We start from the raw sequence: 17,202 nt of genomic DNA, 5'->3' as shown, positions 1-17,202 counted from the left end.
AACCACTAACTTGTATGCTAGATTAAATTCCGACAACCATCTATGGACTTTATAGATTACTACAAAATACTTGGCGTATCTAAAAACGCCACCGAAGCCGAGATTAAAAAAGCTTATAGAAAGCTCGCCAGAAAATACCATCCAGACCTCAACCCAAACGATAAAGAAGCTGAAAAAAAGTTCAAAGAAGTCAATGAGGCCAATGAAGTTTTGAGCAATGCCGAAAACCGTAAGAAATACGATAAATATGGTAAGGATTGGAAACACGGGGAAGCCTATGAAGAGGCACAACGTCAGCAACGATCGCAACGCCAATACCAACAGCAAGATTTCGGAGGATATCAAGGCTTTTCCGGCCAAGATTTTGAAGGTAGTGAGTTCTCTGATTTCTTTGAATCGATGTTTGGAGGAGCTAGAGGAGCACGCAGTGGCGGTAGATCTTCATCTTTCAGGGGTCAAGACATAAGTGCACAATTACAACTGAATCTCACGGATGTTTACAAAACAGAAAAACGTGTGCTGACCGTTAATGGGAATAATATCCGTTTGACCATACCAGCAGGTGTTGAGGATGGGCAGGTTATCAAAATAAAAGGCAAAGGAAATCCTGGTATCAATGGTGGACCAAATGGCGATTTGCTCATTCAGTTCAATATTCTCAACAATACATCCTTTAAGCGCGACGGCAATGATCTTTACAGCACTGTAAACGTGGATTTATATAAAGCGCTTTTGGGCGGTGACATTACCGTAGATACATTTGACGGTAAAGCCAAACTGAAAATAAAGCCCGAAACACAGAATGGCACTAAAGTAAAATTGAAAGGCAAAGGCTTTCCTATTTATAAAAAAGAAGGACAGTACGGAGATCTCTACATTACCTATCAAATAGAGATGCCCACTAACTTGTCATCCAAAGAAAAAGAATTAATAGAACAACTTTCAAAATTACGAAGCTTATGAGCACCAAGAACCTCATTCCCATCAAAACGCTGTGCAAGCATTACCAAGTGGAAACGTCTTTCTTTACTGGTCTCAATGAGCACGGCTTGATTGAAATCACCACAGTGGCGCAATCTAATTGCATTCATCAAGATCACATCCAACATTTGGAAAAGATGATTCGTTTACATCAAGATCTACATATCAACTTTGAAGGAATTGACAGTGTCTTAAATTTATTGAAACGTATCGAAACCTTACAATCGGAATTGCAATCGGTGAAAAGTAGATTGGGGATTTATGAAGAGTAATTTTATTTAAGTTTGTCATATTTACAACTTATGAAAAATACCACAACGCTTTTTCGTCCAGTGAATGACAAGGAATTAGAACTGATAAAAGAATTAGAATACAAAGCATTTCCGCCAAGACTACCCGAACAGCCTATATTTTATCCTGTGATGAACGAAGAATATGCAACCCAAATCACAAGAATGTGGAATGTGAACGATTATGGTGCAGGATATGTTACAAAATTTGAAGTTGACACCAACTTCTTAAAACGTTATGAAATAAAAAATGTTGGAGGAGCCATTCACGATGAATTATGGGTTCCTTCTGAAGAACTTGATGAATTTAATCAAAACATTGTAGGACTCATAGAAGTCATTTCAGAATTTAAAAAATAACCCTTCACACCTTGTTGAGTGTAAAGGGTTAAAAAATTAAGCTTTTTTATCAGTTTTCATTCGATATCTCACATAACTTATAATTAAAATTCCTAACAACAATATTGGCCAAATATGAATGATGACAAGGAGAATAGATTCAATCATATCCCAACCAAAGCTGAATCCTTCTTTAGTTTTTGACCAAAAGGATTTGTTATAAACTTCTGGCTCTACCTTAAAATCCACAGTTTCGTAAAGGTCTATTTGTATGGTGCTATAACTTACCTTATTGGTCAAGTAATTGAGCCTTCCTTGGGCAGACTCTATTTCTTCCTGTATAATTCTCAATTTATCTTCAGTGGCTAAAATGTCTTCAACCGTTTTGGCATTTTGCCTTAAAATGTTTTCATAGCGTTCTTTGACCTCAAGCTTTGTTTTAAGACGCGTTTGTATATCCACATATTCTTCAGTCACATCTTTGGTTGTGATATTTTCAAAATCGGTAAATTCAGAAACTACGTTGATGGAATCCATCAAAATATCAAAATGTTTTGCCGGAATCTTAATGGTAAATCGAATTTCTTTCTTGTATTGGTCATTCTCAAAGCGCAAATCTGAAATATAAGCGTCATAGGCAAAGGCCATTCGCTTGATTTGCTTGGTTGCTTTTTTAACATCCTTAACTTTATATCTGGAGTTCGCCGTCTTAATGATTTTCAAATCCACTGGCACTTTATTATCAGATACTTCAGGCTTCATAGGTGCTGCTAGTTCTTTGTCTAAAGATGAATAGTCCTCTGAAACATCAACTTCAGAAACAGATACATCTTCTTTGAATTTTGCATTTTGCTGACAGCCATAAAAAATTGCCACTCCTAAACTGACCATCAAAATTTTAAACAGGGTTTTTACGTTAATTGCTTTCATATTTTATATTTTTAAGAATTATGAAAACAAACCTAAAGCAAGACATTTGGAAGCGGTTGTAAAACCCTTGTAAAACAATTGTAACCTATTTTACAATATAAATCATACTGAAAATCATACGTTTATAAACTTGACATCCGAAAACAAATATTACTTTTCACAACTAAAAAACGCAGTGACGCAAGTGTTTTTGGATGGAAATTCTGCACCATCTTCAATGGAAGAATGGAACGGTGAAACCATTACAGATTTTCAAGAAGATTTATTTAGGAAGGTCAAAGCCAAAGTAAGCGAAAAATGGTTCTATACCTATTTTAAAAATGAACCTGACAAATTGCCTCGCATCGATATGCTCAACCTTTTGAGTGCGTATGTAGGCCATAAAAATTGGAACGACTTTAAAAGCTCACAATCCATCACCTATACCAAAACCTCTCATAAACGCTCACGTGCTGTAACGTACATCGCCTTATTGATGATTCCATTATTGGCTTACGCAATTTATGGGTTGAATTCAAAAAACGAGTTTCACTTTTGTTTTGTTGATTCTATAAGAAATGAGGCAATTACCAAGATTCAGTTGGACATTAAAATCATTCAAGAAGATGAATCGCCTCTTTATTTCAAGACTGACAGTATGGGATGTTTTACCTATACCACCAAAAAAGACCGCATTCAATTTATCGTGAAATCGCCTTTTCATAAAACAGACACGATTATTAGAAGCATCGATGCCAATCAAAACCAAACCGTTCATTTAGACACAGATGATTATGCGCTGATGCTCTCCTATTATACCAACGGAAACGTCAAGGACTGGAACAAACATAAAGCTAAATTACAGGCAATTATTGCAGAAGATGCTCAAATATATCAGCTTTTGGACAACAGTATGAATGTTGAACTATATTCCAAAGATGATTTCATCAGATTGCTCACCACGCCTACAAATAGTCTCAAAAACATTGAGATTTTAGACAAAACATTGTCCAAGGGAAAAATTGTAAATCTAAAATTTATGGTACGATGAAAAAGAGCATTTACATACTACTGTGTTTACTTTGGATGTCTTGTGCCAACGAAACAAAAAGTTCCAAACTTGAGGTCGTTGATGAAGAGCAGTTAGAAGCACCAACACGAGATTTCGATATGTCTGCGCCTATTAAAGCTAAAGAAAGCTATGAAAATTTGGCCATTTCAAAGCTGAAGAATTATTTTGACTTAATTCGTTTACAAAACGAACATCCAGAATTTAGAGAAGATATTTTGATACAGCTTCAAGAACTCACTAAAGATGGCGATGCTTCTTATAACTATTCGGATATCGACAGTATCCAAAACATTCAGCAAAAAGGAGCCACTATTCAGGAAAATGATTCAATCCAAAGACTTAAACTCTATTTTGAAAAAGTGCAAGGCTCTCAAGTAATTCCCGATTCAATTACTGCCATCATCACCTCAAGAACAATAACTCTAGACAATCAATCTGTCAAGGCAACCAAAGTAAAGTTTGAAAACCCCTAAAATAATAAACCAGATATTTAAGGCTGTCTATTGGTAAAAACCGTAATTTTGTTAGAGAACAATTCACTGGTTCCAATAATTTAACAAGACCCACGTCTTTATAGAGATGTTTGTACTTCCAAAGTATATCAAAAACAACCTTTCTTATTTTTTTCAATTTGCCTTCATCATCAGTATCATTGGTATGGTATTGTTCATTGTTGATTTTGGTTTTACACAATCTGCAACGTTTCAGGCATATTTAAACAGCTACTACTTTTTTGTGCTGATTATCGGTATCACCTCAACAGTGTTTCGATATCTCAACAGAAACAAATCTTATAAACGGAAGGTGCTCTTCTTTGATATCAGTACGATTGTTATTACAATTTTTGTCCTGATTGCCCATTTCTTTGGTGAAGAAGCGCATCGGCATATCTCCTTTCTCTATGATGATGATTGGATGAAATTTGCCATCATCCTCACTTTTATCCGTGAGTTTTCAGAACAGCAAATCAATTACAAGCGCACCTCTTTAAATCCAGCACAGTTGTTTATCGCTAGCTTTCTGGTCATCATTTTTGTTGGTGCCATATTATTGATGTTGCCAAAAGCCACCTATAACGGTATCTCTTTCGTAAATGCATTATTTACTTCCACAAGTGCTGTGTGTGTTACGGGGTTGATTGTGGTAGACACTGGTAGCTATTTCACCACCTTTGGACAGACCATTATTATGTGCCTTATTCAGGCTGGCGGATTGGGCATTCTTACGTTTGCCAGTTACTTCAGTTATTTTTTTAAAGGTGGTGCCACGTATGAAAACCAATTGACCTTAAGCGATATGACGGGTTCTAATAAAATAGGCGAAGTCTTTTCGACATTCAAGCGTGTCATCCTCATCACCTTTTCCATTGAGTTGTTTGCAGCGATATTCATCTTTTTCAGTTTGGATAAGAATCTGTTTGAATCTTTTTTTGATCGATTCTTTTTTTCTGCCTTCCACTCTATTTCAGCCTTCTGCAATGCAGGGTTTTCGACCTTGCCAAATGGACTGTACGAAGCTGGTTTTAGGTACAATTATTTCTTTCAAATCATTATCATTTTATCATTTGTGTTGGGCGGATTAGGGTTCCCTATCGTAGTGAATCTCATTAAGTATCTCAAATACTTTTTCATTAATAAAATCAACTACTTCAGTGGTAGAGCGCAATCGCACAGACCATGGGTTTTAACACTCAATAGCCGCATTACATTAGTAACCACAACAGCCTTAACCATTATAGGCACCATCTTTTTTTATCTCAATGAATATCACAATACGCTTGCTGAACATGGTTCGTTTGGAAAAATTGTGACAGCTCTCTTCGGTGCTACCACACCTCGTACCGCTGGTTTTAATACTATTGATATGGCTTCATTAGATTTTTCTACGGTGATGCTTATTTTTCTATTGATGTGGATTGGTGCTTCGCCAGCTTCTACAGGTGGTGGTATCAAAACAAATACTTTTGCAATTGCCGTTCTTAACTTTATAAGCTTGGCAAAAGGAAAATCTAGAATAGAAATATTCCGGAGGGAAATAGCCGAAATCTCTGTACATAGAGCCTTTGCCGTGATTGCCCTATCTCTTATCGTCATAGGTGCTGGTGTTATTTTAATTTCGGTATTCGACCACGACATGAGTTTAATAGACATCGCTTTCGAATGTTTTTCGGCATATAGCACCGTTGGTTTAACGCTCGGCATCACTGCCAAATTATCGGCATTCAGCAAACTGGTAATCATCGCCATCATGTTTGTGGGTAGAGTATCAATGCTCACAGTCATGATTGCCATTATCAAAAAAGTAAAACAACAAAATTATAGATATCCCATCGAGGAAATCACTATCAATTAATATACTCGTATTATGAAATACATTATCGTAGGTCTTGGAAGTTTTGGAGCATCATTGGGAGAAAAACTGACAGCAGCAGGCAATGAAGTGATTGGTATAGATACCAACATGAACCGAGTGGACAACTACAAAGAAAAAATCTCTCACACCATACGTATGGATGCTACTGATGAATATACCGTGTCTGGGCTGCCACTCAAAGATACCGATGTGGTCATCATCGCTATAGGCGAGGACCAAGGCGCCAACATCATGACTACAGCATTGTTCAAGAATTTACATGTGAAACGATTGATCAGTCGTGCCGTAAACCCGCTGCATCAAAAGGTATTGGAAGCCATTGGTGTAGACGAGATAGTACACCCCGAAGAAGAAACTGCCGAACGGTGGGCAAAAAAATTGTGCTTTAAAGGCGTAGTCGATTCATTTGAATTAAGCGAAGATTTTAGTATTGTTGAAGTCAAACTGCCACCTAAATATGATGGACAATCCATCCGCGACATCAATATACGCAAGGAATATAATCTACTCGTTTTGACTACCATATCTAAAGAAGAAGTCACCAGCTTTATCGGCAAAACTCGTAAGGTAGACAAAGTAAGGGGTGTCGCTATGCCCGACGATGTACTTCACGAAGGCGATTTGCTTGTAGTTTATGGTGCCAATAAGGATATCAAACGGTTTTTGAGGGAGAGTTGAATGGTTAAAAATATTACTTTTTCAAGTATATATGAGCTAAAAAACTATATTTACCTTGTTTTAATTTAACCACTATTGAATGATAATTTCGTTACATACTCCTAAATCTGGAGGAGGTAGTTTTAGAGAGATGCTTCAAAAAGAGTATGGCAAATCATTTTTAGGAGATTACAAAGATATTCCAATCAATAAAACCTATAATGATCGAATAAACGAAGCTGTACGTTTTGATAAAAAACTTACTTTCTTAAAACGTTTTTCCTACAATGTAAAGAGAATTGAATGCATACACGGCCATTTCTTACCGTATAAGTATAGAAAATTCAAGAACAACCCAAAAACAATTTTTGTAACGTGGTTGAGAGACCCAGCAGAGCGATTAATTTCTCATTATCATTATTGGTTTAGAACATATAATAAAAATTCTGCCGCCTTGCACAAAAGAGTTGTTGAAGAGTCCTGGAGTTTGGAGAAGTTCTGTTTGTCAACGGAAATGCAAAACTTTTATGGTAAATTTTTGTGGGAATTTCCTATTGAAAATTTTGACTTTGTAGGAATTACGGAACACTACGAAGATGATGTAATTTATTTTGCGAATAGATTTATGAATAAAGTCATGTTAAAAAATGACATTCCGATGAAGAATGTTAACCCAAATAACAAGAACAGCTATTCTCATAATATTCCCTCTGACTTATTATTAAAGATTACAGATTTTCATTCTTCAGATTTTGACATTTATCAAAAAGCACTTGATGCAAGAACAGCTAGAATCGAAAAACAACTTTAATTTTAGCTATATACTTTTTCCAACCTTGCAATAACTGAATTCAAATTCGCTTATATCCCTTTTACTACATGTAGATTTTTGAAATCATCACAAAACCAAATGAGAAAACTAAAATTTCCAACCGCCCAAACCCTTTTAATCCTCATTGCCACTGTAGTAACCACTCTAACCTGGCTCATCCCTGCTGGAAAATATGATAATCTATCGTATAACAGTGACAGTAATACCTTTACAAAAACCAGCTTAAAAGAAACTACAGAATTACCCGCCACACAAGAAACTTTGGATGCACTCAATATTAAAATCCCCATAGAAAAATTTACGAATGGCGACATCTATAAACCCATCAGTATTCCTAACACCTACAAGCAATTAGAAGCAAAACCCCAAGGTTTTGGAGCACTGGTCACAGCTCCTATAAAAGGGATTATTGAAGCGTCTGATATCATTTTTTTGGTTCTCATCATTGGTGGACTCATCGGTATCATGAATCTTACGGGGGCCTTTGACGCAGGTATTGCTTGGTTAGCAGATGCGCTCAAAGGCAGAGAATATATATTGATAATTTTAGTGACTACACTCATAGCAGCTGGTGGCACCACCTTTGGCATGGCAGAAGAAACGATGGCATTCTACCCTATTTTGATTCCCGTATTTCTGGCAGCAAAATACGACGCCATGGTAGGGCTGGCATGTATCTTTCTCGGCTCTAGCGTTGGAACCATGTGTTCTACAACCAATCCCTTTGCAACTATCATCGCATCAGATGCTGCGGGTATTAGCTGGACGGAAGGTCTTCCAAACCGTATAATTATGCTTTTTATTTGCTTGACAATCACCATACTTTATATCCTTCGGTATGCCAAGCGCGTCAAGTCCGACCCTAAAAAGTCTATTATTTATGATCAAAAGGAAGAATTGGAAGAATTATTTGGGCTTCATAAAACAAATGTTTCAGTGAAGTTCACTTCAAAACTGAAACTCATCTTATTCATATTTACGATGAGCTTTGTGGTGATGATCATTGGCGTTTCCGCGCTCGATTGGTGGTTTGTCGAGATGACCGCTACGTTTTTGGTAGGGGCCATCATCATAGGTTTTGTAGCCAAAATAAAAGAACGCACTTTTGTGGAAGCCTTTGCAAAAGGTGCTGCGGAGTTATTGAGCGTTGCATTTATTATCGGTATTGCACGAGGTGTCACCATCCTGATGCAAGATGGGTTGATAAGTGATACCATTTTGTTTTATGCAAGCGGCATGACAGAAGGAATGAGCAAAGGTATATTTGCCAATGTCATGCTCGTCATTTATGGTGGATTGTCTTTCTTTATGCCATCATCATCCGGCATGGCGGTGTTGACCATGCCTATCATGTCGCCGTTGGCAGATACAGTTAATATAGGCAGAGAAATTATTGTCAATGCTTATCAGTTCGGACTTGGCTTATTTTATCTTATTATCCCCACCGGTTTGATATTAGCCGCACTTGCCATAGTAAAAATCGGATTCAATAAGTGGTTGAAATTCATAATGCCCTTGTTCTTTATATTACTTGTTACAATAATGCTATTCTTAACAGTGTCTGTATATTAAATGATATACCATGTTCAAGTACTAAAAAGACATGGTGTATAGAAAGTTTACTCTATCAACCTGATAAAATGATATCTTAATTTTTCAGAAAAGGATATATTTTTCATAAAACGTCCTATCTCTCGCATAGTATTACTCACTTAATTAATAGAAAAGCCTGTCTATCCGATGAAAAAGCCTATCCATTTTCTACTTTTGACGAGTTAGTTTGTGTTTTTTACAATATTGTTTTTAGTTTTTGCAATCTCGTTTTTATTATTATAAGGATTGTTTTTAGTTTTATAAACCCTATTTCCAGTTTTATTAATCTTGTTTTCAGTTTTATCAATCTTGTTTTCAGAATTGGCTTCCGCACCGTCGGAAAAGGCTTCCGCACTGTCGGGAAAGGCTTCCGCATTGATGAACAAATGGACATTACTGAAAGATTAGTGCAACGCTTTCATAAAATCAACAGCTTCCTTCTCAAAACCAGCCTGTGAATAACTAAAACTGAATACATTGGTTCTTGCAAAGAGTACTTTCCACATACAATAGACATAACCAGAGAACAATTTGTCATCAACAATCATCAATCAACCCACAATCATTATCTTTTTTTTTCCTATTTTTAAATAATGAAATACATCGCACTCATATCATTCAGTCTTCTTTTGATGTTGACCTCATGCAATTCAGAAATTCAGCCGTATGATGACATCACACCCATCAATTGGAAAGAAAGAGCAGCTACCATCAATCCTGCAGACAGTCTACAAACTGGAAGCAGCTATCTTGCAGTGTATTCGGCCATCTACAGTGTCACAGAACATCGCATTATTAACCTCACCGTAACCGTGAGTTTAAGAAACATCAGCTCTACAGATACTATTTACATTAGAAAAGCAGATTATTACAACACAGAAGGCGATTTGATTCGTTCCTACACCAAAACGCCAGTGTACCTAAAACCATTGGAAACTATTGAGATTGTCATAGACGAAAAAGACAATCATGGTGGCAGTGGCGCCAACTTTATCTTTGAGTGGGCCAAACAAGAAAACACCCACGAACCCATTTTCGATGCCGTCATGATTTCTACGTCAGGTCAACAAGGCATTTCGTTCACCACACAGGGAATTAATAGGTAAAGTTTTAATCTTTCACAAAATAATAAGATTCTAATTTGTCGTTCTGAAAAGAATTCAAACAGTAATCTTTCATATTTTTTCTTCTGAAGAATTCCACATGAAAAAATAAAGTATATTAGCCGCTTTAAATTTATACCCATGCCTAAAAATCTACTTACCTTTTACTGTTGTATTGCTATCATAGCTAGCTTTACTTTTACATCAACTGCCCAACCTAACAAAGGCCGATTTATTGACGCAAGTATCGGTTTCGGATTAAGCTATCCAAATGAAGACATCAATATAGGAGCCAGTGGCTTTTTCATTCAAGGCGAATATGTCTATGCCATCAAAAAATGGTTTGGTGTACGTCCTTACCTTGCGTTTGTTTCTACAAAATTCAATGAAGAATTAAGCGATGAGGCACTGAAAGATTATGACATTTCTACTTCTGCGGTTATGTTCGGAACCAAAGTGCGCCTAGCCATTCCTATTCCGTATGTGGCACCTTTTATAGAAGTAGGAGTTGGTGGTTCAGTCGGTAAGTTTGTTACTTATACACCTTTTACCAATGTTGAAAAGAAAGGATTTCAGTTTCATATTCCATTTACCTTGGGATTGGCTGTAGGTCGCGATAATGGAGTAGACTTGGCATTTGCATATTATTACCATCCTTCCGCCGAACAATTTACAGGTGCCGCAGCTATAGGTCTCTCCTTCCCTTTGGATGAATAGTTAAGGCGTACTATTAGAAACTTGGAGTAGTTTCCCGTTGTAAAATTCGTTACCATTCATGGCAAAATCGACGATGTATCGAGCCATATTCGTGGCAGTGGTTGGCGCATCATATCCAGGAAATGCTTCAGCAAGCATTTCGGTCTGTACTGCTCCAAGAGCCAAGACATTGAAAGAGATACCAGTTTCTTTATATTCTTCGGCAAGTAGTTCAGTTAACGTAATCACCGCAGCTTTGCTGCTACTGTAAGCTGCCAGACCAGGAAACTTGACACTTCCTTGCACGCCACCCATACTACTTATGGTCACCACGTGGCTTCCACGATACATAAACGGCAACACCAAACGCGTCAGTTCTGCAACACCAAAAACATTCGTCCTGTAAACCTCTTCAAAATCGTTCATGCTTGTGTGGGTGAAAGGTTTATTCAGTAAAGCACCTGCATTATTGATTAAAATATCAACATTTTGCCATTCAGTGGAGATAAAATCCACAACTTTTGCATATGCTTCGAGATCTCCCAAATCAAAAGGAAAAACAGTAACATTCTTAAGCTTCAATTTTTTTACAGGAACTTCGTTACGGGACAAAGCCAACACCTTATGCCCATTTTTAGCAAATAGTTGCACCATCTCAAACCCAATCCCTCGGCTCGTTCCTGTTATGACAATGTTCTTACTCATTCATCTTTATTTCTGGCTCGGCAGTGTTGCTCATCGTTTCAAAGGCAGGAATCAATTTGTTGACCAAGCTTGCCATAAATTGATAATCCATTTTATCAGCTTCGTCATCTACATGGTGATAATACTCATAGTTGGTAAAATCAAAGGTAGATATAGCATGACAAGGCCTATTGAATACTTTATAGAAAGAATAATTATCAGAACGGTAGAATAATTGATATTCCTTTGCTTGAGGAAGAAGTCCTAACATGTTGTAGCCAACATAGTCGTTCATTTTTGGAGCCATATTAGACAAATCAAACCCTGTAAAATACGCATCATAATCTTTATCGGTCATAGGCACGCCTATCATTTCAAAATTAACCATCGTGTAGATATTGACATTTGCGTCTTTTAATTTTTCCGCCAAATGTTTTGAGCCCAGCAATCCCATTTCCTCACCAGAATACAATGTAAAGAGAATACTGCGTTTGTTGTTCTTTTTTGCCGCAAAATAACGCGACATTGCCAAGACTGCTGCAGTACCAGAGGCGTCATCATTCGCGCCATTAGCAATAGAATCATTCTCTACAGGTTTTCCAAAACCAATATGATCATAATGTGCTCCAAGAATAATGAATTCGTTTTTCAAATTTGGGTCATTTCCTTCCACATAGCCTATAACATTAAAGGCTGCTCTTCCTTTGGCATCATAGTTATCACGATAGCTTTCAAAGTAAGGTTTCACTCCATATTTCTTAAACTTTTCTTCTATAAAAATTGCTGCCTTTTCGATGCCTTCAGAGCCAGTGTCTCTACCTTGCAATTCATCGGAAGCCAAATATGTGACACTCTCACGCAATTCACCACTGGTAATTACAACTGTTTTGGAATCGCTTTCCTTTAATGTTTCAGTAGTTTCAACAACTTTGGATTTACAGCTTACCAAAATCAAAATACTAACAATAGAAAGAATGTTTTTCATAAAATTTTGATTTAGCTCTAAATATAAAAAAATCCTGCTTCAATAAAATAAAGCAGGATAATATATTCAATTTTATAAGTCTTATTTAAACGAGCATCGTCACAGGATTCTCAATATACCCCTTCAAAGTCTGAAGGAATTGAGCTCCTGTTGCACCGTCAACAGTTCTATGGTCGCAAGCCAAGCATAGTTTCATAGTATTCCCAACTACAATCTGACCATTCTTTACCACTGGTTTTTCAACAATTGTACCTACAGAAAGAATTGCCGAATTCGGTTGATTGATAATCGATGTAAAACTCTCAATTCCGAACATTCCAAGATTAGAAACCGTAAATGTGCTTCCTTCCATTTCTTGAGGTGTCAGTTTTTTGTTTCGAGCTTTTCCAGCAAAGTCCTTAACCGCGGCACCAATTTGAGGTAAACTCTGCTCATTGGCAAATTTCACAACAGGCACTACCAAACCATCTTCAACTGCTACAGCCACACCGATATTTACGTGATGATTCAAACGCATTTTATCCGCAAACCATTGAGAATTTACTTGCGGATGCTGCTTTAAAGCCAACGCACAAGCTTTCACAATCATATCGTTAAAAGATATTTTAGTGTCTGGTATGGAGTTGAATTGCTCTCGGAATGCAATGGCATTTGTCATATCAAACTCTACATTCAGGTAATAGTGAGGTGCTGTGAATTTAGATTCTGCCAAACGTTTTGCAATGGTTTTACGCATTTGCGAATTCGCTTTTTCCTCAAAATCCTCTTGTCCAACAGGAACAAATTTACCTACTGAAGCTACCGAAGCAGCACCTGGTGTAAAGTTTTCAATATCTCTTTTGATGATACGTCCGTGTTCTCCAGAACCTTTCACTTGTGATAGATTAATGCCTTTTTCATCAGCCATCTTTTTAGCTAAAGGTGACACAAACACGCGTCCACCATCAGAAGTTGACGTTGTTTGTGTAGGTTTTGACTCTTGCTTTGGAGTTTCAGTCTTCTTTTCTTCTTTTGGAGCTTCTTTTTCTTTCGGAGCTTCTTCAGTTTTAGAAGTGCCTCCATCTGCTTTAAAGTTTTTGGCTACGCCTGATACATCAGTACCTTTAGGACCAATGATAGCAAGCAATGCATCCACCTTTGCTGATTCACCTTCTTTCAAGCCAACGTACAATAGCGTTCCAGCTTGAAACGATTCGAATTCCATTGTTGCTTTATCTGTCTCAATTTCCGCAAGAATATCACCTTCATTAACTTCATCACCTTCTTTTTTTAGCCAAGTGGCAACGGTTCCTTCTTCCATTGTATCACTCAAACGCGGCATTGTTACTACCGTAACGCCTTCAGGAATTTCGGCACTAGCAGATGAGCTTGAATCTTCAGATTTTTTGTCCGAAGTATCTTCCTTCTTTTCTTTTTTATCTTCTGATTTATCTTCTTTTTCTTCTGATTTCTTTTCAGTTTCTTTCTCTTCGGAAGCTTTTGATTCTTCTTTAGACTTTGAATCACCTCCTTTAATCAGTTCAGAAACATCTTCACCTTCGTCACCAATAATTGCCAACAACTCGTCAACTTTTGTAGTCTCACCTTCCTTCACACCGATGTACAACAAGGTTCCTTCATAGAAGGATTCAAACTCCATCGTAGCCTTGTCCGTTTCAATTTCAGCAAGAATATCGCCTTCCTTCACCTTGTCACCAACTTTTTTTAACCAAGTTGCGACAGTTCCTTCTTCCATTGTGTCGCTCAAACGAGGCATATTTATGATCTCTGCCATAGCTTATAGTTTGTGTTGTATAAATGGATAATCTTCTTGTTCGTAAACCACGTCGTACATAACATTCTTATCTGGCCAAGGAGATTCTTCAGCGAATTTTTCACATTCAGCAACTAAATCTTTCACTCTTTGATCCATCTCCTCAATTTGAGCCTCTGAAACTTTATATTCGTCCATCAAAACCTCTTTCACTTGAGTGATTGGGTCAATTTTCTGATATTCGGCAACTTCTTCTTTAGTTCTGTAATGTTGAGCATCACTCATTGAGTGACCTCTATAACGATAGGTTTTCAATTCCAAGAATGTAGGCCCATCGCCTCTACGTGCCCTTTGAATAGCTTCATCAAATGCTTCGGCAACTTTCACAGGGTTCATACCATCCACTGGTCCGCAAGGCATTTCATAACCTAGACCCAATTTCCAGATTTCTGTATGGTTTGCTGTTCTCTCTACCGAAGTTCCCATTGCATAACCATTGTTTTCGCACACAAAAACAACAGGTAATTTCCAAAGCATTGCTAAATTGAATGTTTCATGAAGTGAACCTTGTCTTGCAGCACCATCACCAAAACAGCATAACGTTACAGCATCACTACCGTGATATTTGTCACCAAATGCAATACCTGCTCCTAGAGGAATCTGACCTCCTACGATACCATGCCCACCGTAAAAACGATGTTCTTTTGAAAAAATATGCATAGAACCACCAAGACCTTGCGATGTACCTGTGCCCTTACCGTACAATTCTGCCATCACACGTTTTGGGTCCACACCCATACCAATCGGCTGCACGTGATTACGATATGCCGTAATCATCTTGTCTTTTGTCAAATCCATAGCGTGCAAAGCACCAGCTAATATAGCCTCTTGGCCATTATACAGGTGAAGAAATCCTCTTACTTTTTGTTGAATGTAAACAGCAGCGAGTTTATCTTCAAACTTGCGCCAAAACAACATATCTTCATACCACTTTAGGTAAACTTCTTTCGTGATTTTTTGCATTAGTAACGTCAGTTAAAATAGAACGAATAACAAAAGTAATACTTTAACAACTAATGAAAAAACCGAAAATCGTAAAATTTCTACGAAATCGTTATAGAAAAGATTTGTCAAACATCAGTGGAAGAAGATTAGCAAGCGATTCAGATTTCACTACTTTTCCTGTCTCTCCCATGAAATAAATTTCGATGGGACTCTCTTGCTTAACTTCATATTCCGCAATGGCTTGTCTACAAGCTCCGCATGGAGGAATGGGTGAAGATGTTTCATTGTGAACAGAACCAGCAATGATGCACATTTTTTCAATTTTGGCATCAGGATATTTTGCTCCAGAATAATAGATAGCTGTACGTTCTGCGCACAAACCAGATGGATATGAAGCATTCTCTTGATTGCTACCTGTCATTACTTCACCATTGTCCAATAGTAATGCCGCACCAACTAAAAAGTTTGAATATGGAGCATAAGCTTTCAAACGTGCCTTTTTCGCGCTGTTCATCAATGACTGCACATCGGATGGCAACTCATCAAAATTGTCAAAAACATCAAGTGTTGATTCTATGGTAATTTTTTTCATTTTTTACTCAAAAGTTAAATAGAAACCATTTTAGACAAAAAAACTATTGCTTTGGTTAAAACAATAGTTCTTTATGTACTTCTTTTTAGTTGATTCTAATATTCATCATACTCACCATCGCCAAAGTTAAAGGTCAATGAAAAACGAAGTGTATTTTCCAAAGGACTTTGAATTTTTGAAGCAGAGAATAAGTATGACAGATCGATATTGATAGTTGTATATTTAAATCCTGCGCCTAGAGCGAAAAACTTACGTGCACCTTTATCCTCACTTTCATTAAAATATCCGGCTCTGAAGGCAAAAGATTCTTGATAGCGATATTCGGCACCTAAAGCCCAAGTAAATTCTTTCAATTCCTCACTAAAGCCACCAGGAGCGTCACCAAATGATTGAAAAATTCCTTTTACAAAACTTACATCGTTCGATTTACCTTCAACAATAATCGTTGGCTCATTAGGATCTTGTTGTCCATTTGGTTCGGTGTCACCTTCTTGAACTGTATCCACAAAGCCCAATACTGGAGGCGTTGGAACCAATAATTTAGTAACCTCTCCGGTAAGACTCAATGTGTTGTACTCGTCGAATATAAAATCGAAACCTCCACCAAGTCTTAAATTGGTAGGCAAAAAGTTCTCTCGGCCAGCATCATCATATTTTATAGTTGGACCTAAATTTTGAATTGCAAAACCTAGACGAGTTCTACCATTAAAACTATCATAAGCATTTTCTTCACTTTGATAATATCCGGAAATGTCAACTGCAATAGAACTTGCTGCAGAAGCATTGGCATCAACCGATTGAATCCTTAAATCAGAACGAAGGTATCTTAATCCCACAGCCATTGAAAATTGGTCTGCTAATCTAAGTGCGTAAGACGCATCAATTGTCAATTCATTTGGTTTTTCAATTAAAGCTTCAGAGAATTCATCTTGAACAATTTCAATTTCCCCAAGACTAAAATATTTAAAACTTACACCAAAAGCACTACGATCGTTTAAACGATTGAAGTAAGTGATGTTACCTAAAAAAATATCGTTAACCAATTTACTCAAGTAAGGTGTATAACTTACTCCAATACCTGATTTTGCCAAAGAAAATGCGTATTTTGATTGATTCCATTGTTGAGAGTAGGCGTCAGCGGAAGTTGCAACACCCATATCTCCCATACCTGCAGCCCGTGCATCTGAAGCTATCAATAGAAATGGAACACCTGTCGTGATTACCGAAGATTGATTTGGAAAAACAACGGTTTCTTCTTGAGCATAGGTAAAATTATAGATTGATAAGGTGATAAGGGCTAGAATGTATTTTTTCATAAAATTTTTGTTCTAATTAATG

Annotated in this window: 20 protein-coding genes; 11 read left to right on the top strand and 9 right to left on the bottom strand. The window is 37.2% G+C overall.

All coding sequences use genetic code 11. The features are described 5' to 3' along the window. The first annotated feature begins 42 nt into the window (after window positions 1-42). From M0G43_RS14870 to M0G43_RS14860, 3 genes are read left to right on the top strand one after another with little or no spacing between them, the layout of a single operon-like run. Window positions 43-963, top strand: coding sequence for a DnaJ C-terminal domain-containing protein (locus tag M0G43_RS14870; protein WP_248027786.1), 921 nt, complete (start codon window positions 43-45; stop codon window positions 961-963). Beyond that, on the top strand, window positions 960-1,253 hold the full coding sequence (locus M0G43_RS14865) for a chaperone modulator CbpM (RefSeq protein WP_248027783.1): 294 nt from the start codon (window positions 960-962) through the stop codon (window positions 1,251-1,253). Before M0G43_RS14870 ends, M0G43_RS14865 begins: the two co-directional genes overlap by 4 nt. 30 nt (window positions 1,254-1,283) lie before the next feature. Next, the gene (locus tag M0G43_RS14860; protein WP_248027782.1) at window positions 1,284-1,631 is read left to right on the top strand and encodes an ADP-ribosylation/crystallin J1; all 348 of its coding nucleotides are present in this window, start codon (window positions 1,284-1,286) and stop codon (window positions 1,629-1,631) included. 36 nt (window positions 1,632-1,667) lie between these two features. Here M0G43_RS14860 and M0G43_RS14855 read toward each other — a convergent pair whose 3' ends face one another. Continuing rightward, window positions 1,668-2,540: a DUF4349 domain-containing protein gene (locus tag M0G43_RS14855; protein ID WP_248027780.1), complete on the bottom strand. Its 873-nt coding sequence runs from the start codon at window positions 2,538-2,540 to the stop codon at window positions 1,668-1,670. Window positions 2,541-2,670: 130 nt separating this feature from the next. On the opposite strand from M0G43_RS14855, the gene M0G43_RS14850 reads away from it, so the two are divergent. From M0G43_RS14850 to M0G43_RS14825, 6 genes are all read left to right on the top strand, one after another. Then, window positions 2,671-3,570, top strand: coding sequence for a hypothetical protein (locus M0G43_RS14850; protein WP_248027778.1), 900 nt, complete (start codon window positions 2,671-2,673; stop codon window positions 3,568-3,570). Next, entirely contained in the window at window positions 3,567-4,064 is a 498-nt protein-coding gene (locus tag M0G43_RS14845) for a hypothetical protein (protein WP_248027776.1), read from the top strand. The genes M0G43_RS14850 and M0G43_RS14845 overlap by 4 nt, the downstream gene beginning before the upstream one ends. 106 nt (window positions 4,065-4,170) lie before the next feature. After that, the gene (locus M0G43_RS14840) at window positions 4,171-5,943 is read left to right on the top strand and encodes a TrkH family potassium uptake protein (protein WP_248027774.1); all 1,773 of its coding nucleotides are present in this window, start codon (window positions 4,171-4,173) and stop codon (window positions 5,941-5,943) included. Window positions 5,944-5,955: 12 nt separating this feature from the next. After that, window positions 5,956-6,642 carry a potassium channel family protein gene (locus M0G43_RS14835; protein WP_248027773.1) on the top strand — a complete coding sequence of 229 codons (687 nt, stop codon included), beginning with the start codon at window positions 5,956-5,958 and terminating at the stop codon, window positions 6,640-6,642. A gap of 79 nt (window positions 6,643-6,721) precedes the next feature. Continuing rightward, window positions 6,722-7,432: a hypothetical protein gene (locus M0G43_RS14830; protein WP_248027771.1), complete on the top strand. Its 711-nt coding sequence runs from the start codon at window positions 6,722-6,724 to the stop codon at window positions 7,430-7,432. Window positions 7,433-7,531: 99 nt separating this feature from the next. Further along, window positions 7,532-9,025: a YfcC family protein gene (locus M0G43_RS14825; protein ID WP_248027769.1), complete on the top strand. Its 1,494-nt coding sequence runs from the start codon at window positions 7,532-7,534 to the stop codon at window positions 9,023-9,025. A gap of 203 nt (window positions 9,026-9,228) precedes the next feature. On the opposite strand, the gene M0G43_RS14820 is transcribed toward M0G43_RS14825, so the two are convergent. Both M0G43_RS14820 and M0G43_RS14815 read right to left on the bottom strand, forming a co-directional pair. After that, window positions 9,229-9,432, bottom strand: coding sequence for a hypothetical protein (locus M0G43_RS14820; RefSeq protein WP_248027767.1), 204 nt, complete (start codon window positions 9,430-9,432; stop codon window positions 9,229-9,231). Between the two features lie 18 nt (window positions 9,433-9,450). Continuing rightward, a complete protein-coding gene (locus tag M0G43_RS14815; protein WP_248027765.1) occupies window positions 9,451-9,597 on the bottom strand; it encodes a hypothetical protein in 147 nt (48 codons plus the stop codon). A gap of 42 nt (window positions 9,598-9,639) precedes the next feature. Between M0G43_RS14815 and M0G43_RS14810 the strand changes: the two genes are divergently transcribed. Then, window positions 9,640-10,152 (top strand): DUF3124 domain-containing protein, encoded by a 513-nt coding sequence (locus tag M0G43_RS14810; RefSeq protein WP_248027763.1) that lies wholly within the window; start codon window positions 9,640-9,642, stop codon window positions 10,150-10,152. A 138-nt stretch (window positions 10,153-10,290) separates the two neighbouring features. After that, a complete protein-coding gene (locus tag M0G43_RS14805; RefSeq protein ID WP_248027761.1) occupies window positions 10,291-10,866 on the top strand; it encodes a hypothetical protein in 576 nt (191 codons plus the stop codon). Here the strand turns inward: M0G43_RS14805 and M0G43_RS14800 are convergent, their stop codons facing one another. The 6 genes from M0G43_RS14800 to porV all read right to left on the bottom strand — a co-directional run bounded on the left by M0G43_RS14800 (window position 10,867) and on the right by porV (window position 17,180). Further along, window positions 10,867-11,550 (bottom strand): SDR family NAD(P)-dependent oxidoreductase, encoded by a 684-nt coding sequence (locus M0G43_RS14800; protein ID WP_248027759.1) that lies wholly within the window; start codon window positions 11,548-11,550, stop codon window positions 10,867-10,869. Further along, complete coding sequence (locus M0G43_RS14795; protein WP_248027757.1) at window positions 11,543-12,514, bottom strand: M28 family metallopeptidase; 972 nt, start codon at window positions 12,512-12,514, stop codon at window positions 11,543-11,545. The genes M0G43_RS14800 and M0G43_RS14795 overlap by 8 nt, the downstream gene beginning before the upstream one ends. An 85-nt stretch (window positions 12,515-12,599) precedes the next feature. Further along, on the bottom strand, window positions 12,600-14,288 hold the full coding sequence (locus M0G43_RS14790) for a pyruvate dehydrogenase complex dihydrolipoamide acetyltransferase (protein WP_248027755.1): 1,689 nt from the start codon (window positions 14,286-14,288) through the stop codon (window positions 12,600-12,602). A 3-nt stretch (window positions 14,289-14,291) separates the two neighbouring features. Beyond that, window positions 14,292-15,290, bottom strand: coding sequence for a pyruvate dehydrogenase (acetyl-transferring) E1 component subunit alpha (gene pdhA, locus M0G43_RS14785; RefSeq protein ID WP_248027752.1), 999 nt, complete (start codon window positions 15,288-15,290; stop codon window positions 14,292-14,294). A 91-nt stretch (window positions 15,291-15,381) separates the two neighbouring features. Beyond that, on the bottom strand, window positions 15,382-15,864 hold the full coding sequence (gene cdd / locus M0G43_RS14780; protein WP_248027750.1) for a cytidine deaminase: 483 nt from the start codon (window positions 15,862-15,864) through the stop codon (window positions 15,382-15,384). Between the two features lie 95 nt (window positions 15,865-15,959). Beyond that, complete coding sequence (porV, locus tag M0G43_RS14775) at window positions 15,960-17,180, bottom strand: type IX secretion system outer membrane channel protein PorV (protein WP_248027748.1); 1,221 nt, start codon at window positions 17,178-17,180, stop codon at window positions 15,960-15,962. Between the last annotated feature and the right edge of the window lie 22 nt (window positions 17,181-17,202).

This window comes from Subsaxibacter sp. CAU 1640 (genome assembly GCF_023156585.1).
Taxonomy (GTDB): domain Bacteria; phylum Bacteroidota; class Bacteroidia; order Flavobacteriales; family Flavobacteriaceae; genus JBPOFM01.
This window is presented reverse-complemented; position numbering and strand designations above follow the sequence as displayed.

Coding starts and splice junctions, on each gene's coding strand:
- porV (WP_248027748.1), bottom strand. CDS start 17,180: ATGAAAAAATACATTCTAGCCCTTATCACCTTATCAATCTATAATTTT.
- M0G43_RS14870 (WP_248027786.1), top strand. CDS start 43: ATGGACTTTATAGATTACTACAAAATACTTGGCGTATCTAAAAACGCC.
- M0G43_RS14805 (WP_248027761.1), top strand. CDS start 10,291: ATGCCTAAAAATCTACTTACCTTTTACTGTTGTATTGCTATCATAGCT.
- M0G43_RS14825 (WP_248027769.1), top strand. CDS start 7,532: ATGAGAAAACTAAAATTTCCAACCGCCCAAACCCTTTTAATCCTCATT.
- M0G43_RS14795 (WP_248027757.1), bottom strand. CDS start 12,514: ATGAAAAACATTCTTTCTATTGTTAGTATTTTGATTTTGGTAAGCTGT.
- cdd (WP_248027750.1), bottom strand. CDS start 15,864: ATGAAAAAAATTACCATAGAATCAACACTTGATGTTTTTGACAATTTT.
- M0G43_RS14865 (WP_248027783.1), top strand. CDS start 960: ATGAGCACCAAGAACCTCATTCCCATCAAAACGCTGTGCAAGCATTAC.
- M0G43_RS14790 (WP_248027755.1), bottom strand. CDS start 14,288: ATGGCAGAGATCATAAATATGCCTCGTTTGAGCGACACAATGGAAGAA.
- M0G43_RS14835 (WP_248027773.1), top strand. CDS start 5,956: ATGAAATACATTATCGTAGGTCTTGGAAGTTTTGGAGCATCATTGGGA.
- M0G43_RS14840 (WP_248027774.1), top strand. CDS start 4,171: ATGTTTGTACTTCCAAAGTATATCAAAAACAACCTTTCTTATTTTTTT.
- M0G43_RS14845 (WP_248027776.1), top strand. CDS start 3,567: ATGAAAAAGAGCATTTACATACTACTGTGTTTACTTTGGATGTCTTGT.
- M0G43_RS14800 (WP_248027759.1), bottom strand. CDS start 11,550: ATGAGTAAGAACATTGTCATAACAGGAACGAGCCGAGGGATTGGGTTT.
- M0G43_RS14860 (WP_248027782.1), top strand. CDS start 1,284: ATGAAAAATACCACAACGCTTTTTCGTCCAGTGAATGACAAGGAATTA.
- M0G43_RS14810 (WP_248027763.1), top strand. CDS start 9,640: ATGAAATACATCGCACTCATATCATTCAGTCTTCTTTTGATGTTGACC.
- M0G43_RS14855 (WP_248027780.1), bottom strand. CDS start 2,540: ATGAAAGCAATTAACGTAAAAACCCTGTTTAAAATTTTGATGGTCAGT.
- pdhA (WP_248027752.1), bottom strand. CDS start 15,290: ATGCAAAAAATCACGAAAGAAGTTTACCTAAAGTGGTATGAAGATATG.
- M0G43_RS14830 (WP_248027771.1), top strand. CDS start 6,722: ATGATAATTTCGTTACATACTCCTAAATCTGGAGGAGGTAGTTTTAGA.